Consider the following 15,073-nt stretch of genomic DNA (forward strand, 5'->3'; position numbering starts at 1 on the left):
TGCGCGCTGGGCGGATTCAACCGGTCGTCGCAACACTGGATTGTTGTACAGACTTTAGATACTCATTCAGTGCTTCGGCAGGTGTTTTCCAGCCGAGTGTTTTTCGAGGTCTAGTGTTAAGTACGTGAGCTACCGCCTGTATTTCTTGAGCACTCCAACGAGAGAGGTCAGTGCCTTTCGGGAAGTATTGCCGTAGAAGGCCGTTCGTATTTTCGTTTGTGCCGCGCTGCCATGGACTATGTGGATCAGCAAAGAAAACCTTTACTCCGGACTCGATGGTAAATCGAGCGTGATCCGACAGCTCCTTTCCACGATCCCAGGTCAAAGATCGCCACAGCTCGATGGGAAGATCAGTCACCGTCTTCTTCAATGCATTGGCCATACTAACAGCCCCATAGCCAGCCAGCGCCGGGCCGTTCTTCGTGCGGGGAATTAGCCCATAACCTTTCTCGCGGGGCAGATGGACGAGCATGGTAAATCGAGTTGAGCGCTCGACCAGAGTTCCAATCGCAGAACGGTTCAGACCGATGATCAGGTCGCCCTCCCAATGCCCGGGTACAGCCCGATCTTCTACCTCAGCAGGGCGACTGGAGATCATGACGTCCTCGCTGACGTGTGCCCACACTTTGGCCTGCGCTCTGGCTCTCGGCACGCGCAATGCTCGTCCTGAGCGCAGGCAGCTCACCAGTTCGCGCTTGAGAGCTCCTCGACCCTGAATGTAGAGCGCCTGATATATGGTTTCATGAGAGATGCGCATGGATTCATCATCCGGAAAATCGATCTGGAGCCGGTTGGCAATCTGTTCGGGCGACCAGCCATTGACCCATTTACGGTCACTGCGATGCGGTTTATTTCGACCTTTGAAGGGCGCTTGCCGAGGCCCAGAGATCTCACGACCATCGGCGTCTTGAACCTTGCCCTCAAGGCGGTCGCGTACGTACTGGTGCAGTCGAGGGTTAGTGACCAGCTTTGCTGGTTTCGGCCTCTTGGCCACCAGTTCTGCCTTCCATTGCGCTACTGACGCTCGATATTCAAGCCGACCGCAACGGGTAGCAGCATTTCGTGTCAGCTCCCGTGAAATTGTCGATGGGCTTCGTCCAAGGCGACGGGCGATCTCACGAACGCCAACACTTTGCGCTCGAAGCAGCCCAATCTCTTCTCGCTCTGCAAACGATAAGTAACGTCCTGATATGTGATTCGACATGAATAATGGCATCCCGCCTCGATGACGGAACCAGCGTGTACCTACCGCTGTTGATACGCCAACGGCATGTGCTGCCTTTTCGCTTGTGATGCCTGTTGCAATCTGCACCCAAAATAGCCGCTCGATCTCATTACGAAGTGAGGGTGCACCTGGAGAACGCATCGCTCCCCGGCCCGTCAATTTTTGCATCCATCCTGCGGGTCGTCCCATAAACACCTCGATCAAGGTGTTGCGACGACCGGTTGAATCCGCCCTGTGTTCATAGAGGATTCCTCGCCGTGCTGTTGCGGTTCGATTAGATAGAAGGGGTAGAGGTTTTTCGGGATGGAGTACAGATGTACTCCAGTCTGTGTTCGGCAGCCCTCAGTTGCTTCACCTCGGCTTCAAGATCATCAATCCTCTGATCTGAACCCGGTCGGTCACTTCCTGGCGCTGGCCTTCGTTCAACTTGCTGAATGGAGCTGCGATGTTCTGCCATTCGAACATGGACGCCTCGACCAGGTCGCGCACCAGCAGCTCATGAGCTAGCACCGACGGCATTACGCCGTGCATCTTAGGAAATCCTGTCAGCGCAATTGTTTTTGCAGTTCCACCGCTTGGTGATTTGTACCTATTTCTTGATGTTCCGTTCCAGCGCCTTACGGACTACCAAGAAAATGGCGATTTTCTTGCGAAAACAGTCAACCGTGACTTTGACCGTATTTGGCTTGCACTGAAACAACTGCTGCGCTCGGACACCAGAGCTTTGACACTGGGGCCAAATGATGTAGACGGAGCCGGGGCATATCTCGCCAACAACAACCGAATCGCCAACCTAGGCGATCCAATCCACGATACCGATGCTGCCAACCTTAGCAGCGTGGCGGTCCTGGTCGCGGCTGAGGCGGCTTTTCGACAGGCAGCTGATGCAATTCTTCAAGGTCAAATCACCGGCGCCGCTGGGTTGGTCGCTTCGCAGTTCTCCCCGCTGAGCTGGCACGACCAGGTAATCCCGAGCAGCGTGACCATCCCACCCAACAAGAATGCTTGGTCTTTTGGACCAACCATGACCATCGCCCTGGGGCAGGCCGTGACCATCGGCGCCGGTTCATTCTGGACCATCGCCAATGGTGCAACGACTGGTGCAGGAACGCTTAACACCGAGCTTCCAGACCCATTGGACCTGAACCTATGAGCCAGTCAATCCAGATTCGGCGCGGTACATCCGCGCAAGCCGACGCGCTGACGCTACTTGAGGGTGAGCTTTATATCGACATGACGCTCAAGCAACTGCGTATCCATGACGAGGTAACGCCAGGCGGCAACAAAGTTGCAATGTTAAATGCCCCGCCCCGCGTGACGCTTCCCAGCGCTGCCACCGTATCGATCGGCACCGCAAACGCAGAAACGGTGATCGTTAACGGCAGCACGACCATTACTTCGCTTGGCGCCAGCACTGATGGCGTGAGGCGCACGGTGATGTTTACGGGCGTACTGACCCTCACTCACAACGGCACATCGCTCATCCTTCCAGGCGCAGTCGACATTGTCACCGCTCCTGGAGATGTTGCGGAGTTCATCAACGTCGGGGGCTCCAACTGGAAATGCCTTCTCTTCACGGCCGCCGCGGGCACTGTTCGAGGAAGTAACGCGAACGGAGACTACGTCAAATATCCGGATGGCCGACTTGAATGCTCGCTCAACGTAGCGAGCGTAAGTATCGCGGTCACAACGGCCTATAGCCCACTGTTCTATGGGCAGCCTGCACTTTGGACCTTCCCAATTCCATTCGTTGGCGCAATGCCTTATGTGGCTCTCACCCCGTACTCCGTCGGGAAACTTGCGTGGGGGACTCGTAGCGCTTCCGTCTCCCTCGCCTCTGCACAGTTCGCAATCCTCGACATCGCATCGGCAACAGCAACCTATCAACTTTCATACATTGCAATCGGACGGTGGAAATAATGAGTATTCTTCGTGCTGAAAAACTACAAACGCTCGACAGCTCGGTGACTCTTTCTATCGCCGATCTTGATGAAACATTAACAGCCCTTGGGTTATCTGTTGCTGAGGCAATCAGTCGTCTTGCGAATTCATCAATAAGCGTAAAAGAGCTTGGGGCTACTGGTGATGGCGTGACCGACGACACCGCTGCGATTGTTTCTGCCGCGACTCAGTATCGTGATTTATTCTTTCCTCTTGGGCACTATATTGTTACCGGTCAGATTCAGTGTCAGCCAAATTGCAGGATTTCCGGTTCTGGCATGTCAGGAGCTACTGGCACGCGTATTCAGCGTAAAGGGAATTGGATCGGTGATACGTTCAGAGTCGGTACTGCCGATGGAACTGTTGCCGCCCTTGCGTGCAGATTTACTGACTTCCTCGTAGAACAACTTCATCCCGGGTTTGACATCAGCACCTCCGTCACGATGGTCGACAGGCTTACTGATGGACAAGCGCACATTCGTATTTTTGGGGGGTATGCCTGCTTCGTTGATCGAGTGTGGCTGCAGCATGCCCCTTACGGTGTTGTCCTTGTTGGATGCACTCAACCAGAAATCGGAATTATCAAGTCGTACGGCAGCTGGGATAATAAAAATGCTGCCATTAGTGAGCAAATTGCCGCCGTTTGGGTAGGTGACAATCAGGCAATTTCAGCACACCGATTCAATACACAAGTAAAGCTTGGAAACATTTATGTCGGGGTTGGTGGGCCATCGCCAACGAGGACTATTACCGTTGGCTCGGGATCTTTTGCGGGATATGAAAACATTGGCGCTCGCTACGGTGTCCTGGTTACCGGCGCGGAGGGCATTTCGATTTCCGGCTACGCTGGCGGGGCCGGGCAAGACTGCATTGCATTCATTCCAAGTGGTCTCGTTACCAACGTGCGTATAGACGACATCTTTCTAGACGAATGCTTTGGCGCATTGATCCATACCTACCCAGCCGCAAATGCTGTGATTGGGATGACCTTAGGTGCGAATGTGCAGTGTAACGGTCAGCTTCAAGCCCGTAACTGCTTACGAATTGAAGATAATGCTGGCAGCCCAACTCTTTTCGGTTTGAGCATTGAAGGAGGCATTTACAGCAATACCCTGGAAACTGCATTTTTCTTAGCCGGTTTGGCGTCTGCAAATATTGCACCGGGCTTGGTAAATAACTACAACGGCCGTGGCGGTGGCACTGGAAATGTGGCTATTTCTACTGGCGCATATGTCACTGGATCGAGCAATGACATTCACTTTGATGGCGGTCTATACGGCGGTGGTGCGAATACTTGGAGCGCTTCGAACAATTGCCAGTACGGGCCTTATGTGGAAACCGCCGGCAAGGCTACTGCCGCGAACGTTCGAAGCAAGCTAGGCCTGGCCGGTGGTGCTACGGTTGGCGGGATATCCCAGACATACCCGACGTAAATTAAGCGATTTCTCCCTCGACTGCGGGGGAGGATTTCTTAACGAGGTTGCTGACTGTCTTGCCGAGCGCCTGAGATGGCAGCTCAATCGTACGATGGGTCGCCCATGCCAAGATTATGACCGCAACCGTAGAAAGCGTGGCGCACCAGTACATTCCGATCCCCATCGAGGCGAGCACGTAAATCATCCCCCACGCCAGCGGTATGTGTAGCAAGTACAACGGGTAGCTGATCGATGCTATCCACCGCAAAGGCGCGAACAACTTTCCATGCATCCCCGCAAACAACCCGATGACGAAGATGATCAACGCGGCAGTCGAGGATGCAAGGTCGCTTCCTATGCCCTGAAAGTTAGTAGCTTTCTCATACAGGTAATAGCTGACACCACATAGCGCCACGGATATCACTGAGAAGGCCAGGCCGCGCAGCACGTTCTTATCTTCGTAGGCGCGATAGATGAACGCCCCGATCATCATGTAACTAATGAACACGAATATTGTGCTGAAGTGACGGTACATATCTGGTTTTGCGAGTGCGTCCGAATAAGGAAACGCGTAATTAGCAACGAACCCCAGGCATACCAGGGAAATCAAACACAGGGATTTATAATCTAATCGACCCAAAACACTTACGCTGATGGCCATGACGATGTAGAAAAACATTTCAATTTCGAGAGTCCAAAGGACGGGGACTGTGACGAACGCGCCATTGAAGTAATTGGCTGCAATAGACGAGGTAAGGATGCTTGTGATGGAGTTTGGTTGCGGTAGTCCACGACTGGAGCAATAAACGTAGGTGATGCCCGCCACCAGTGCCACACAGAAGAAGCAAACCGGGACAATCCTAAAAAGTCGCTGAATCATGAATTGCAACGGGGGCGTTCTGTCGATCGTGCGCAGAATCACGAAGCCGCTGATCAGGAAAAAGAGCGACACTCCCAATCCGCCAACGTTAACGCCAAGCTGCAACGCCAGCCACATTCCTATCTTGCCGTGAAAGTTGTCGGTCACGGTTGTTGGTCCAAAGATCAATTCTTTTACATCAGGGACCCATATACCGACGGTGTTCGCGTCACCAATTCCAATCAGAAACACATGGCCCCACAGGACTAACAGCACGGCTATCGCACGCAATGAATCTAGGAAAACGATTCGCTTTCCTTCGGAGTGGGGCTGGATGGTCACTGATTGAAATCCCTATTTAGTTATGAGCCTCTCTGTGGAGGCCGACATTTTTAGGCGTGCATCATAAGTGGTTTTCGTTTTGACGGGAACGCTGGAAGTGCTGCCATGACAGCGCATTCTTCCTTTATATCGGGAGTGTGTTCGGTCGGCAGAACGCCGGGGAGAGTTGGCGTATGATGGCCTTGGCAAGTGACAAGACAATCACCCCAGCAGCACCAGAAAAGTACACTGGTTAGTACATCAGATTTTTAGCTGTTCGTTTATAGCCAATGAAAGCTGCCGTTTAGTGGATTGATTAGGTTCCGGCTTCGGGCACCATCTTAAATCAAGGGTTTGCGGGCGAAAGCTAATGCAAACCCTTGTTTGTTTCCGGGTCAAAAAATTCAAGGAGAAGTTGCTATGGATAAGGCATTTCGAAACCCGCTGTTCCTCTGTGGAATCCCACTGGTAGTTTGCGGATTCAGTTTTGGTCTGACCGGCCTGCTCGCTGACGGGACGTTCGCGTATGTGGCTCCAGGTCTGCTGGTACCGGGGTGCGCGTTCATGTTGATTGGGTGGATCCAAAGAAATAAGTGAGCGTCCGACTTCAAAGAGACTTGTTTAAATAAGCCAGTCCCTGCACCGCACTTTAACAATCACCAGAATCGAAAAAGCCCGGCATTTAACCGGGCTTTTTTTGTAGATGGGCCAAATCCTTTTGGCTGATCCCATTTTGCTTGCTGGATGTGACGAGCGCATGACAGTCAGCAGAGAGTCGATGCTGTACCGACTTCGGCAGTCAATCGTTGCTGATGCTTAGCTCCCGGTTTTGGTACCACCTTTAGCGGTTCCGTCGTCCTTCGAATCCGGCGCGCCCGCGTCTTTTTTCACGGACTCAGAATCGGCGCCTGAGTTTGACCCCGCAGCTTCTTCACCTATTTTATCGGCCTTCTCCTCGTTGGACTCAGCGGGTATTGGATGTGTGGTGGGAATATTCGCGCTTTCTGTTGCTTCGGTAGCCAGCGTGGTTAGCGAGCAGGTTGAAAGAAGGCTCGCGAGCACGAACGCAGTCAATTTGCTGTTCATCAGTGGGATCTTCCGCAGAGGGATATGAGTATTGGAAAAGCGCGGGCAAGGAAGGTGCGGAGAGAATGACGAGCGGCAGTAACGATAAACCGGTCCTTGATGAGTTTTGAAAAACATTCAAGGTTTTGACCTCACAGAATTCAATGCCAGCACATCAAACCTGGCATTTAACCTCACTTGCTCAGACGCAGGTTCTGAGGCTCAAGCTCGGGACGCTTGATGTTCCATTCCTCTTTTGTGAAGCCGTGTAACCACGCCTTTGCGAGCGTGGATTTGCGTCTAAATCCATGGCGGTGAAATGCGCCGCCATTACTGATGTTTTTCGGCACCGGCCGGATTGGCGTTGCGTCGATCGACACCAGAGGGATTACCGGTGTTGACCAACCTTCTTTCCAGCAGAATATTTTGCAACGCCTGACGGTCTGCTGGATTCAACTGATGCTCCCGCTCCTTGAGTTCCAGCAAGATCGGGTTTGACCATTTACGGTAGGTTTGTTCGGCACTACGAATGGATGACATCTCTTCCTCCTTGATCAGGCTCCCGCCATAAAAGGGCCGCAGTTCGATACGAAAGAGACCCTAGCCGAGGAAGCTGTATGCCGCCAATGCATTGCGTCGGACTTCAGGCTCCATTCTCCCTGGCACCTGTTGCGGCTGTGTGCCGGACGTAGTCACTTTAGGCGCATGCGGGGTGGCCCAGGCGCGCTGCACGCCATTGGTTACCGCCGTGTTGCGGCCGTCGAGCACCGTGATGAACAGATGCAGCACAAGATCGATCAGTGAGTCTGGCAGTTGTTCCTGTTCCAGCACATTTCGATAAGGCTGGCCGTTTCCTCCGAACCAGAAGAAGGGCGAAGGCGGTTAGCGGCGTTCAAACGCATGTCGCTTCGCGAAATCCTGCAGCCGGCATTGCTGATCGATTGAGTTCGCTGGTAAAAACCAAAAAACCGGACCAAGGTAATTGGCCCGGTTTTCTTTTATCTAAACAAATGCCTGACCACGAAATCCCCGTGGCAGTCTTTGTCGTCCCACCATGGCGCTCAGACGCTCAGTCCAGGCTTGGCGCCAGTCATTGACCGTATGGGTGACTTTCGATTTGCGTGCGGTGCGGCGAGCCGCATTGCGCTGGGTTTTGCGCGCCTCTTTGTACGCATCAGTGTTTCGGCAACTTCTGCATTTCACCCGGTTGAGTTCACGGGTTGATGTGAGGTTGTTGCCTTTGTGACCGCAGGCAAGGTGCCCGCTGACTTTGAAGTGAGTGACCATCGGACGTCTCCTCGTGACGTGTGATCGTTTGACCTCCTGTAATCGGTGACGTTCTTTGCCAGGCAAAAACGCAAAAAAATCCCAGCTCATGGCTGGGTGGGGGAGGCAGAGAAGCATCAGACAGGCACATGCCCGGTGACGATTGCGTCGCCGATCATGCGTCGGGTGTTTGGATGTGTCTTAGCGTCGAGACCGAATCATCTGAACCGCGGAAGAGGCCGGTCAACCGGTTTGAGCGCCGACAGAGTGTTGCGGATCAGGGGCGTATCCTTCTCGATGTCGTTCAGGCGATCACGAATTCTGAGGGCGGTTGGATGCCCGCCTTGATGATCGACCCAGTCGGCGATTTCCTTGCACGCGGCAGCCAAACGAACCTGGCGCGAATCAAGCAGGGTAAGCAGTGTGGTGATGGACTCTTTTTCGGACATGGGAAACACCTCCGTGAAGAACCTGTAGATGGCAGTAAAAAGCCCGCTTTAAGCGAGCCTTCTACCGATGGGCGCTATTCCTTCAGCTCTCTTCAGTATAGACCCGTAAATGGTACGCAAGGCTCATCAGCCGTGGCGCACCATGACTTGTGACTGTGAATTCAGCCGCAGGCATTCACGTATCGCGTCTTCTTCGAGATCATAACCGTCACCAATGAAACCGTTGGTGCGGGTATCGTTGATGCGGTACCAGACCGCAGCGTCAGGTGGCAGATGGCCGGTTTCTCCGGCCCTGCGCCCATGAATGATGATCTTGTTGCAACGCTTCACGATAAAAATGTCTTCCATGGCCTCACCGCGGCTGATTCTTGTACACATCAACTATAGAAGCCATTTGCAATCGTGCAAAAAATAGGCACGTCAATTCGTCGGTTCAGACACCATTTTCTCCAGCAGCATCGCTAGACCAACTTCCTCAATCCGTAAGCCTTTGCGCACTCTCGGCCTCGGCAGTTGCGCCAATGCTCCCAGCACAAAACCCTCAAGCACCGCCGGATGGATGTAGCACTTGCGGCATACCGCCGGGGTATTTCCCAGCTGTTTGGCGACGTTTTTCACCATCTCCACCACGTGCCGTTTCGCTTCCGATTCCGGTTGCCATTGCAACTCGCGCAAGGCGGCCAAAGCGAGGGCGCTACCGGCCCAGGTGCGGTAGTCCTTGGCCGTGAAATCGGCACCGGTCAGGGTTTGAAGGTAGGCGTTGACGTCGTTAGAGGTGATCGTGCGTCTTTCTCCATTTTCATCGATGTATTGAAAGAGGTTTTGCCCGGGGATTTCCTGGCAACGTTTGATGATCCGCGCCAGCCGCCGGTCTTTCACGGTGATCTGGTGCTCGACGCCACTCTTGCCGCGAAACTGGAACAGGATCGCGCTGCCGTTGACCTCGACATGTCGGTTGCGCAGGGTGGTCAGGCCGTAGGAGCGGTTATCCCGTGCGTATTGGCTGTTGCCGACCCTGATCAACGTCGCATCGAGCAAGGTGATAACGGTGGCCATGACTTTGTCGCGGCTGAAACCCGGAGCCTCCAGCAAGACTTCCAGTTGCTTGCGCAGTTTCGGCAGGGCCAGGCCAAAATCCCGCAGGCGTGAGTATTTGTCGGTGTCGCGCACTTCTCGCCAGCGTGGATGGTAGCGGTACTGTTTGCGGCCCCTGGCGTCGCGGCCGGTGGCTTGCAAATGCCCGCGCGGATCCGCGCAAATCCACACGTCGGTGTAGGCCGGTGGCACTGCGAGCGCGTTAATGCGTTTGATTTCGTCGGGATCGGTGATGCGCTGACCCGCTGGGTCGAAATAGCAGAATTTGCCGCGCAGTTTCCTGCGGGTGAGCCCGGGCTGGGTGTCATCGACGTAGTGCAGGTCGGGCGGAAGATCATCGGGCATGGCATTTGTCCTTGGCGAGGAGTCAGGGGCCGTTACAGCCATTGACCCCACGCCGCGACAGTCGTGCCAGTGAGTTACGCCAGTACCGCGACAGCCTTGATTTGCGCCCAGAGTTGTTGGCCAGGATGCACGCCCAGCTGGTCGCGCGAGTAGCGAGTGATTCGTGCCAAAAGCGGCGTTCCTGCTGCGTCCAGACGCACCAGTACGTGGGCGGTATTGTCGGCGCCCATTTCACTGACGACAGTCACCGGCAGCCGGTTGAGAATGCTGCTTTGCTCGGCGCTGTGCAGGCTCAGGCTGACATCCCGCGCCTGGACCTTGCAGCGCAGCGCCTGGCCTGCCGTCATCGGTGTGTGCGTCACACGAATGTTCAGGTCCGTATCGGGCAGTTGCAAGGTCAGTAACTGGTACTCGGCGTCATAGGCGCTGACGCGGCCTTCGATTACGACGCCGGCGTCATCGCCCAGCGCCAATGGCAAATCGAGACGCGCCAGGGTTTGACCGATAGGACCGCTAGCCACTGACTTGCCGTCACTGAGGAGGACGATGTGGTCGGCCAGACGAGCGACCTCGTCCTGGGAATGGCTGACGTACAGCACCGGAATGTCCAGTTCATCATGAAGGCGTTGCAGATAAGGCAGGATTTCGTTTTTGCGTTGGGAATCCAGGGCGGCCAAGGGTTCGTCCATCAGCAACAGTTTCGGGCTCGTGAGGAGGGCGCGGGCCATACCTACGCGCTGCCGCTCACCGCCTGAAAGGTGCTGCGGATGACGGTCCAGCAAATGGCTGATGCCCAGCAGTTCTGTCGCGTGCGCCATGTCGACGCGGCGTTGTTGTTTCGGGATTCGTTTCAGTCCGAATTCCAGGTTGGCCAATACCGATAGATGCGGGAAAAGACTGGCTTCCTGAAAGACGTAACCCAGGGCGCGGTTATGCGGCGCCACGAAAATCTTCTTTTCGCTGTCCTGCCACACTTCATCATTGACCTGGATAAACCCCTGATCAGCCTTTTCTAGGCCGGCAATACAGCGCAGGCAGGTGGTTTTACCCGAGCCTGAATGACCGTAAAGCGCCGTGACACCACGACCTGGCAGTTGCAGGTCGACATCCAGGGCGAACCCGGAATAATTCAGCTTGAGGCGTGTGTGAATCATCGATCAGCTCCAGCCCGCTTTGGTTTTACGGCTGGAATACAGCGCCAGCAACACCGCAAAGGAGAACAACAGCATTGCCCCGGCCAGCCAATGGGCCTGGGCGTATTCCATAGCTTCGACGTGATCATAAATCTGCACCGAAACCACCCGGGTTTTGTCGGGGATATTGCCGCCGATCATCAGCACCACACCAAACTCGCCGACCGTGTGAGCAAATCCAAGAACGGCGGCGGTGATGAAGCCAGGTCGAGCCAGCGGCAGGGTGACGCTGAAGAAGGTGTCCCAGGGATTGGCGCGCAACGTCGCGGCCACTTCCAGCGGGCGGGTGCCGATGGCGGAAAAAGCGTTTTGCAGCGGCTGAACCACAAACGGCATCGAGTACAGCACCGAGCCGATGACCAGGCCGGCAAAACTGAAAGTCAGGGTGCCAAGCCCCAATGACTGGGTGAACTGGCCGACAAACCCATTCGGACCAAGCGCCAGCAACAGATAAAAGCCGATCACAGTGGGCGGCAGGACCAGGGGCAGGGCGACGATCGCCCCGACCGGGCCGCGCAGCCAGGACTGGGTGCGCGAGAGCCATAACGCAAGGGGAGTGCCGATCACCAGCAGGATGACGGTCGTCATGGACGCCAGTTTCAGGGTCAGCCAGATGGCGGAAAAATCGTCACTCGTGAGCGTCATTTAGAGTTGATAACCGTAGGACTTGATGACAGCGGCGGCTTTTGGACCCTTCAGGTAGTCAACCAGCGCCTTGGCGGCCGGATTATCCTTGCCCTTGTTGAGGATTACGGCGTCTTGTTTGATCGGGTCATGTAGGTCCGCCGGAACGATCCACGCCGAACCGCTGGTGATTTTGCCGTCCTTGTAGATCTGCGACAAGGCAACGAAGCCCAGTTCGGCATTACCGGTGGATACGAATTGATAGGCCTGGGTGATGTTCTGGCCTTCAACGATCTTGTCTTTGACCTTTTCGGTCAGGCCTTGCTTGGCCAGCACCTGGGTTGCGGCCAGGCCATAAGGAGCAGCTTTAGGGTTGGCAATGGACAAGTGTTGATACTTGTTGTCGGCCAGCACTTTACCTTGGGTGTCGACATAGCCTTCTTTGGCCGACCACAGGGCCAGCGTGCCAATTGCGTAAGTGAAGCGCGAGCCTTTGACCGTGTCGCCTTCGGCTTCGAGTTTTTGCGGGGTGGTGTCGTCCGCCGAAAGGAATACTTCGAACGGTGCGCCATTCTTTATCTGGGTGTAGAACTGACCGGTCGCGCCGAAGGAGGTCACCAGTTTATGCCCGGTGTCTTTTTCGAAATCTGCTGCGATTGCCTGAAATGGCGCGCTGAAGTTGGCAGCGACAGCAACCTGGACTTCGTCTGCCTGGGCAGAGCCGAAGGCAAACACGCCGAGCAGGCTCGCCAGGCAGGTGGGGGCAAAACGTGAGGCACGAATGGTCATGAAACGGCTCCGTCGAAGGCCAATGTAGTGAGGGGGTGAAAACGCTATATAAATGAATATATAGCGAATTGCCTGTAAACGGAACTTGGCGGCGTTGAACTGTGTTGTGCACACGCACTTGTTGCGAGGTTAGCGCCCCAGCAACTTCGCCAACCCTTCCTCAGCCAGTCGGCGAGTCAATTCTGCAGTCGTCAACTCCACGCCCAGCGTGAACGCCTGCCCAGCCCAAAGGTTACTGAAATCCGCTTCGCCTTTGGCGCGTAATGGCATCAGCGCGCCACCGGCCAATGGGAATGCCGGGGCTTCGTCATTCATCGGTCCGAGTTCACGCATCACGCGATTAAGGATTCCTCGCGCCGGGCGCCCGGTGAAAATGTTGGTGACGGCGGTCTCGCTTTCCTTGGCCGTGCGCAGTGCTTTGTGATGGGAAGCGCTGACCTTGGCTTCCGGGGTGAACAGGTAGGCCGTGCCCACTTGGACAGCCGAGGCGCCGAGCATGAATGCTGCAGCAACGCCTCGCGCATCGGCAATACCGCCAGCGGCAATTACCGGCACCTTCACCGCATCGACGACCTGAGGCACCAGGGCAAAGGTGCCGACCTGGCTGCTCAGGTCATCGCTGAGAAACATCCCGCGATGTCCTCCCGCTTCGTAACCCATGGCAATGATTGCGTCGCAGCCATGTTGCTCAAGCCAGATGGCCTCTTCTACGGTGGTGGCCGACGACAGCACTTTGGCGCCGGTGGCTTTCACACGATCCAGCAGCGATTTTTCCGGCAGGCCAAAGTGAAAGCTCACAACTTCGGGACGAAACTCTTCAATGATTTCGCAGCCCGCTTGATCGAACGGCGCGCGATTGGACACCGGCGTCGGTGCATCGAAATCGACGCCCAGTTCCCGGTAGTAGGGTTCCAAAAGATTCTTCCAGTCTCGCGCGCGATGCTCATCGGCCGGTGGCGGTTGATGGCAGAAGAAGTTGACGTTAAGGGGGCGCTGGCTGTGTTGGCGAATGGTCTTCAGCTCTTCGCGCAACTGCTCGACACTCAGCATCGCCGCTGGCATCGAACCCAGGCCGCCAGCGTTGCTCGCCGCAATAACCATCGAAGAGTTTGTGGCACCGGCCATGGGGCCCTGGATGATCGGGAGTTCGATCCCGAGCAGGTCAAGAATGCGAGTGTCTGGCCATTGGCTCATTTTGGCTGATCTCCGACGTGAAACTTGGCTGGGACGGTAGAACCGGATTTGTAGCAGCAATGAATGACGCAAGGCCAGCCATTGCGCTGTTCAGGGTGGCGAAAAAAATCATAGCCGCAGGTCATGGAAAAAACGATGGTTTTGCGGATTGGCTTAAAGTCGAGTACGGCAATTTTTTGCGATGTGGTATTTAATTCAAACCACAACGGGTGATCCCACCAGGAGGCAGCAATGTTCCAAGGTATTTTGATCGAAAGAGACGACAGCGGTTATCGCTCCACGCTGCAAGAGATCAATGACGATCAGTTGCCCGAGGGCGACGTGACGGTGCGTGTGGCGTACAGCACACTGAACTTCAAGGACGGCCTGGCGATCACTGGCAGCAGCCCGGTGGTGCGAAAATTCCCAATGGTGCCGGGAATTGATCTGGCGGGAACCGTCGAAGTCAGCGGACACCCGGACTACAAGGTCGGTGACAAAGTCCTGCTCAATGGCTGGGGCGTGGGTGAAGGACATTGGGGGGGACTGGCGCAGAAGGCGCGTTTGAACGGTGACTGGCTGATTCCTTTGCCGACAGCATTTTCCGAGGCGCAGGCAATGGCCATTGGTACGGCTGGCTATACGGCGATGTTGTGTATTCTGGCACTGGAGCACAACGGCGTGACGCCTGAGCAGGGCGAGATTCTGGTCACGGGTGCCAATGGCGGCGTAGGCAGTTTCGCCATCGCGCTATTGAACAAACTGGGATACCGGGTCGTTGCTTCCACGGGGCGTACTTCGGAACACGAATACCTTAAGCAACTGGGTGCCAGCGAAATCATCGATCGCGCCACATTGTCAGAGCCGGGCAAACCTTTAGCCAAGGAGCGTTGGGCCGGGGTCATCGATTCGGTCGGTAGCCACACACTGGCCAATGCCTGCGCCAGCACCAAGGCCAATGGCACCGTCGCTGCCTGTGGCCTGGCTCAAGGCATGGACTTTCCGGCTTCCGTTGCACCGTTCATTTTGCGCGGCGTGACCCTGGCCGGAATCAACAGCGTGACGCAACCCAAAGCCAAGCGGGTAGAGGCGTGGAGCCGGTTAGCCAAGGATCTGGATTTCAATCTGCTACCGCTAATCAGCCATGAAATCGGTTTGAGCGAAGCGATCGATGCCGCTCCGCGTCTATTGGCGGGCCAATTGCGCGGGCGTGTTGTGGTGGATGTGAATCGCTGACAAACCCAAAAGATCGCAGCCTTCGGCAGCTCCTACATAAAAAAGCATTCCACTGTAGGCGCTGTCGCAGGCTGCGA

At 55.4% G+C, this 15,073-nt stretch carries 17 protein-coding genes and 1 pseudogene; 4 read left to right on the forward strand and 14 right to left on the reverse strand.

Annotation, left to right across the window (positions count from 1 at the left end):
• Positions 1-16: 16 nt before the first annotated feature.
• Complete coding sequence (locus ABVN21_RS07615; protein ID WP_353637232.1) at positions 17-1,393, reverse strand: IS30 family transposase; 1,377 nt, start codon at positions 1,391-1,393, stop codon at positions 17-19.
• 183 nt (positions 1,394-1,576) lie between these two features.
• Positions 1,577-1,756: a hypothetical protein gene (locus ABVN21_RS07620; RefSeq protein ID WP_339555893.1), complete on the reverse strand. Its 180-nt coding sequence runs from the start codon at positions 1,754-1,756 to the stop codon at positions 1,577-1,579.
• A 52-nt stretch (positions 1,757-1,808) separates the two neighbouring features.
• Between ABVN21_RS07620 and ABVN21_RS07625 the strand changes: the two genes are divergently transcribed.
• The 3 genes from ABVN21_RS07625 to ABVN21_RS07635 are packed head-to-tail and all read left to right on the forward strand — an operon-like array spanning position 1,809 to position 4,599.
• Entirely contained in the window at positions 1,809-2,378 is a 570-nt protein-coding gene (locus ABVN21_RS07625) for a hypothetical protein (protein WP_339555892.1), read from the forward strand.
• Positions 2,375-3,145, forward strand: a complete 771-nt coding sequence (locus ABVN21_RS07630; protein ID WP_339555891.1) for a hypothetical protein — start codon at positions 2,375-2,377, stop codon at positions 3,143-3,145. The genes ABVN21_RS07625 and ABVN21_RS07630 overlap by 4 nt, the downstream gene beginning before the upstream one ends.
• Positions 3,145-4,599: a glycosyl hydrolase family 28-related protein gene (locus tag ABVN21_RS07635; RefSeq protein ID WP_339555890.1), complete on the forward strand. Its 1,455-nt coding sequence runs from the start codon at positions 3,145-3,147 to the stop codon at positions 4,597-4,599. Before ABVN21_RS07630 ends, ABVN21_RS07635 begins: the two co-directional genes overlap by 1 nt.
• Position 4,600: 1 nt before the next feature.
• On the opposite strand, the gene ABVN21_RS07640 is transcribed toward ABVN21_RS07635, so the two are convergent.
• The 12 genes and pseudogenes from ABVN21_RS07640 to ABVN21_RS07695 all read right to left on the reverse strand — a co-directional run bounded on the left by ABVN21_RS07640 (position 4,601) and on the right by ABVN21_RS07695 (position 13,781).
• Positions 4,601-5,782: an acyltransferase gene (locus ABVN21_RS07640; RefSeq protein WP_339555889.1), complete on the reverse strand. Its 1,182-nt coding sequence runs from the start codon at positions 5,780-5,782 to the stop codon at positions 4,601-4,603.
• Between the two features lie 795 nt (positions 5,783-6,577).
• Complete coding sequence (locus ABVN21_RS07645) at positions 6,578-6,847, reverse strand: hypothetical protein (RefSeq protein ID WP_339555888.1); 270 nt, start codon at positions 6,845-6,847, stop codon at positions 6,578-6,580.
• A gap of 309 nt (positions 6,848-7,156) precedes the next feature.
• Positions 7,157-7,366: a hypothetical protein gene (locus ABVN21_RS07650; protein ID WP_339555887.1), complete on the reverse strand. Its 210-nt coding sequence runs from the start codon at positions 7,364-7,366 to the stop codon at positions 7,157-7,159.
• Positions 7,367-7,469: 103 nt separating this feature from the next.
• Positions 7,470-7,666: pseudogene (locus ABVN21_RS07655) on the reverse strand (NmrA family transcriptional regulator); the annotation flags it as partial.
• 162 nt (positions 7,667-7,828) lie between these two features.
• The gene (locus tag ABVN21_RS07660; RefSeq protein WP_339555886.1) at positions 7,829-8,113 is read right to left on the reverse strand and encodes a hypothetical protein; all 285 of its coding nucleotides are present in this window, start codon (positions 8,111-8,113) and stop codon (positions 7,829-7,831) included.
• Between the two features lie 197 nt (positions 8,114-8,310).
• Complete coding sequence (locus tag ABVN21_RS07665) at positions 8,311-8,541, reverse strand: hypothetical protein (RefSeq protein WP_034147138.1); 231 nt, start codon at positions 8,539-8,541, stop codon at positions 8,311-8,313.
• Between the two features lie 126 nt (positions 8,542-8,667).
• On the reverse strand, positions 8,668-8,889 hold the full coding sequence (locus tag ABVN21_RS07670) for a hypothetical protein (protein ID WP_339555885.1): 222 nt from the start codon (positions 8,887-8,889) through the stop codon (positions 8,668-8,670).
• Between the two features lie 72 nt (positions 8,890-8,961).
• The gene (locus tag ABVN21_RS07675; protein ID WP_339555884.1) at positions 8,962-9,981 is read right to left on the reverse strand and encodes a DNA topoisomerase IB; all 1,020 of its coding nucleotides are present in this window, start codon (positions 9,979-9,981) and stop codon (positions 8,962-8,964) included.
• Between the two features lie 74 nt (positions 9,982-10,055).
• Positions 10,056-11,135 (reverse strand): molybdenum ABC transporter ATP-binding protein, encoded by a 1,080-nt coding sequence (gene modC, locus ABVN21_RS07680; RefSeq protein WP_339555883.1) that lies wholly within the window; start codon positions 11,133-11,135, stop codon positions 10,056-10,058.
• Positions 11,136-11,138: 3 nt separating this feature from the next.
• Positions 11,139-11,819 (reverse strand): molybdate ABC transporter permease subunit, encoded by a 681-nt coding sequence (gene modB / locus ABVN21_RS07685; RefSeq protein ID WP_339555882.1) that lies wholly within the window; start codon positions 11,817-11,819, stop codon positions 11,139-11,141.
• Positions 11,820-12,587: a molybdate ABC transporter substrate-binding protein gene (gene modA / locus ABVN21_RS07690; protein ID WP_339555881.1), complete on the reverse strand. Its 768-nt coding sequence runs from the start codon at positions 12,585-12,587 to the stop codon at positions 11,820-11,822.
• Between the two features lie 129 nt (positions 12,588-12,716).
• Positions 12,717-13,781, reverse strand: a complete 1,065-nt coding sequence (locus ABVN21_RS07695; protein WP_339555880.1) for a nitronate monooxygenase family protein — start codon at positions 13,779-13,781, stop codon at positions 12,717-12,719.
• Positions 13,782-14,012: 231 nt separating this feature from the next.
• Between ABVN21_RS07695 and ABVN21_RS07700 the strand changes: the two genes are divergently transcribed.
• Positions 14,013-14,996, forward strand: coding sequence for an MDR family oxidoreductase (locus ABVN21_RS07700; protein WP_339555879.1), 984 nt, complete (start codon positions 14,013-14,015; stop codon positions 14,994-14,996).
• The last annotated feature ends 77 nt before the right edge of the window (positions 14,997-15,073 follow it).

This window comes from Pseudomonas sp. MYb327 (assembly GCF_040438925.1).
Classification (GTDB): Bacteria; Pseudomonadota; Gammaproteobacteria; order Pseudomonadales; family Pseudomonadaceae; genus Aquipseudomonas.

Excerpts from the sequence above, each read along its gene's own strand:
- ABVN21_RS07615 (WP_353637232.1), bottom strand. The coding sequence starts at position 1,393 with ATGCAAAAATTGACGGGCCGGGGAGCGATGCGTTCTCCAGGTGCACCC.
- ABVN21_RS07620 (WP_339555893.1), bottom strand. The coding sequence starts at position 1,756 with ATGCACGGCGTAATGCCGTCGGTGCTAGCTCATGAGCTGCTGGTGCGC.
- ABVN21_RS07630 (WP_339555891.1), top strand. The coding sequence starts at position 2,375 with ATGAGCCAGTCAATCCAGATTCGGCGCGGTACATCCGCGCAAGCCGAC.
- ABVN21_RS07635 (WP_339555890.1), top strand. The coding sequence starts at position 3,145 with ATGAGTATTCTTCGTGCTGAAAAACTACAAACGCTCGACAGCTCGGTG.
- ABVN21_RS07645 (WP_339555888.1), bottom strand. The coding sequence starts at position 6,847 with ATGAACAGCAAATTGACTGCGTTCGTGCTCGCGAGCCTTCTTTCAACC.
- ABVN21_RS07650 (WP_339555887.1), bottom strand. The coding sequence starts at position 7,366 with ATGTCATCCATTCGTAGTGCCGAACAAACCTACCGTAAATGGTCAAAC.
- ABVN21_RS07660 (WP_339555886.1), bottom strand. The coding sequence starts at position 8,113 with ATGGTCACTCACTTCAAAGTCAGCGGGCACCTTGCCTGCGGTCACAAA.
- ABVN21_RS07665 (WP_034147138.1), bottom strand. The coding sequence starts at position 8,541 with ATGTCCGAAAAAGAGTCCATCACCACACTGCTTACCCTGCTTGATTCG.
- ABVN21_RS07670 (WP_339555885.1), bottom strand. The coding sequence starts at position 8,889 with ATGGAAGACATTTTTATCGTGAAGCGTTGCAACAAGATCATCATTCAT.
- ABVN21_RS07675 (WP_339555884.1), bottom strand. The coding sequence starts at position 9,981 with ATGCCCGATGATCTTCCGCCCGACCTGCACTACGTCGATGACACCCAG.
- modC (WP_339555883.1), bottom strand. The coding sequence starts at position 11,135 with ATGATTCACACACGCCTCAAGCTGAATTATTCCGGGTTCGCCCTGGAT.
- modB (WP_339555882.1), bottom strand. The coding sequence starts at position 11,819 with ATGACGCTCACGAGTGACGATTTTTCCGCCATCTGGCTGACCCTGAAA.
- modA (WP_339555881.1), bottom strand. The coding sequence starts at position 12,587 with ATGACCATTCGTGCCTCACGTTTTGCCCCCACCTGCCTGGCGAGCCTG.
- ABVN21_RS07695 (WP_339555880.1), bottom strand. The coding sequence starts at position 13,781 with ATGAGCCAATGGCCAGACACTCGCATTCTTGACCTGCTCGGGATCGAA.
- ABVN21_RS07700 (WP_339555879.1), top strand. The coding sequence starts at position 14,013 with ATGTTCCAAGGTATTTTGATCGAAAGAGACGACAGCGGTTATCGCTCC.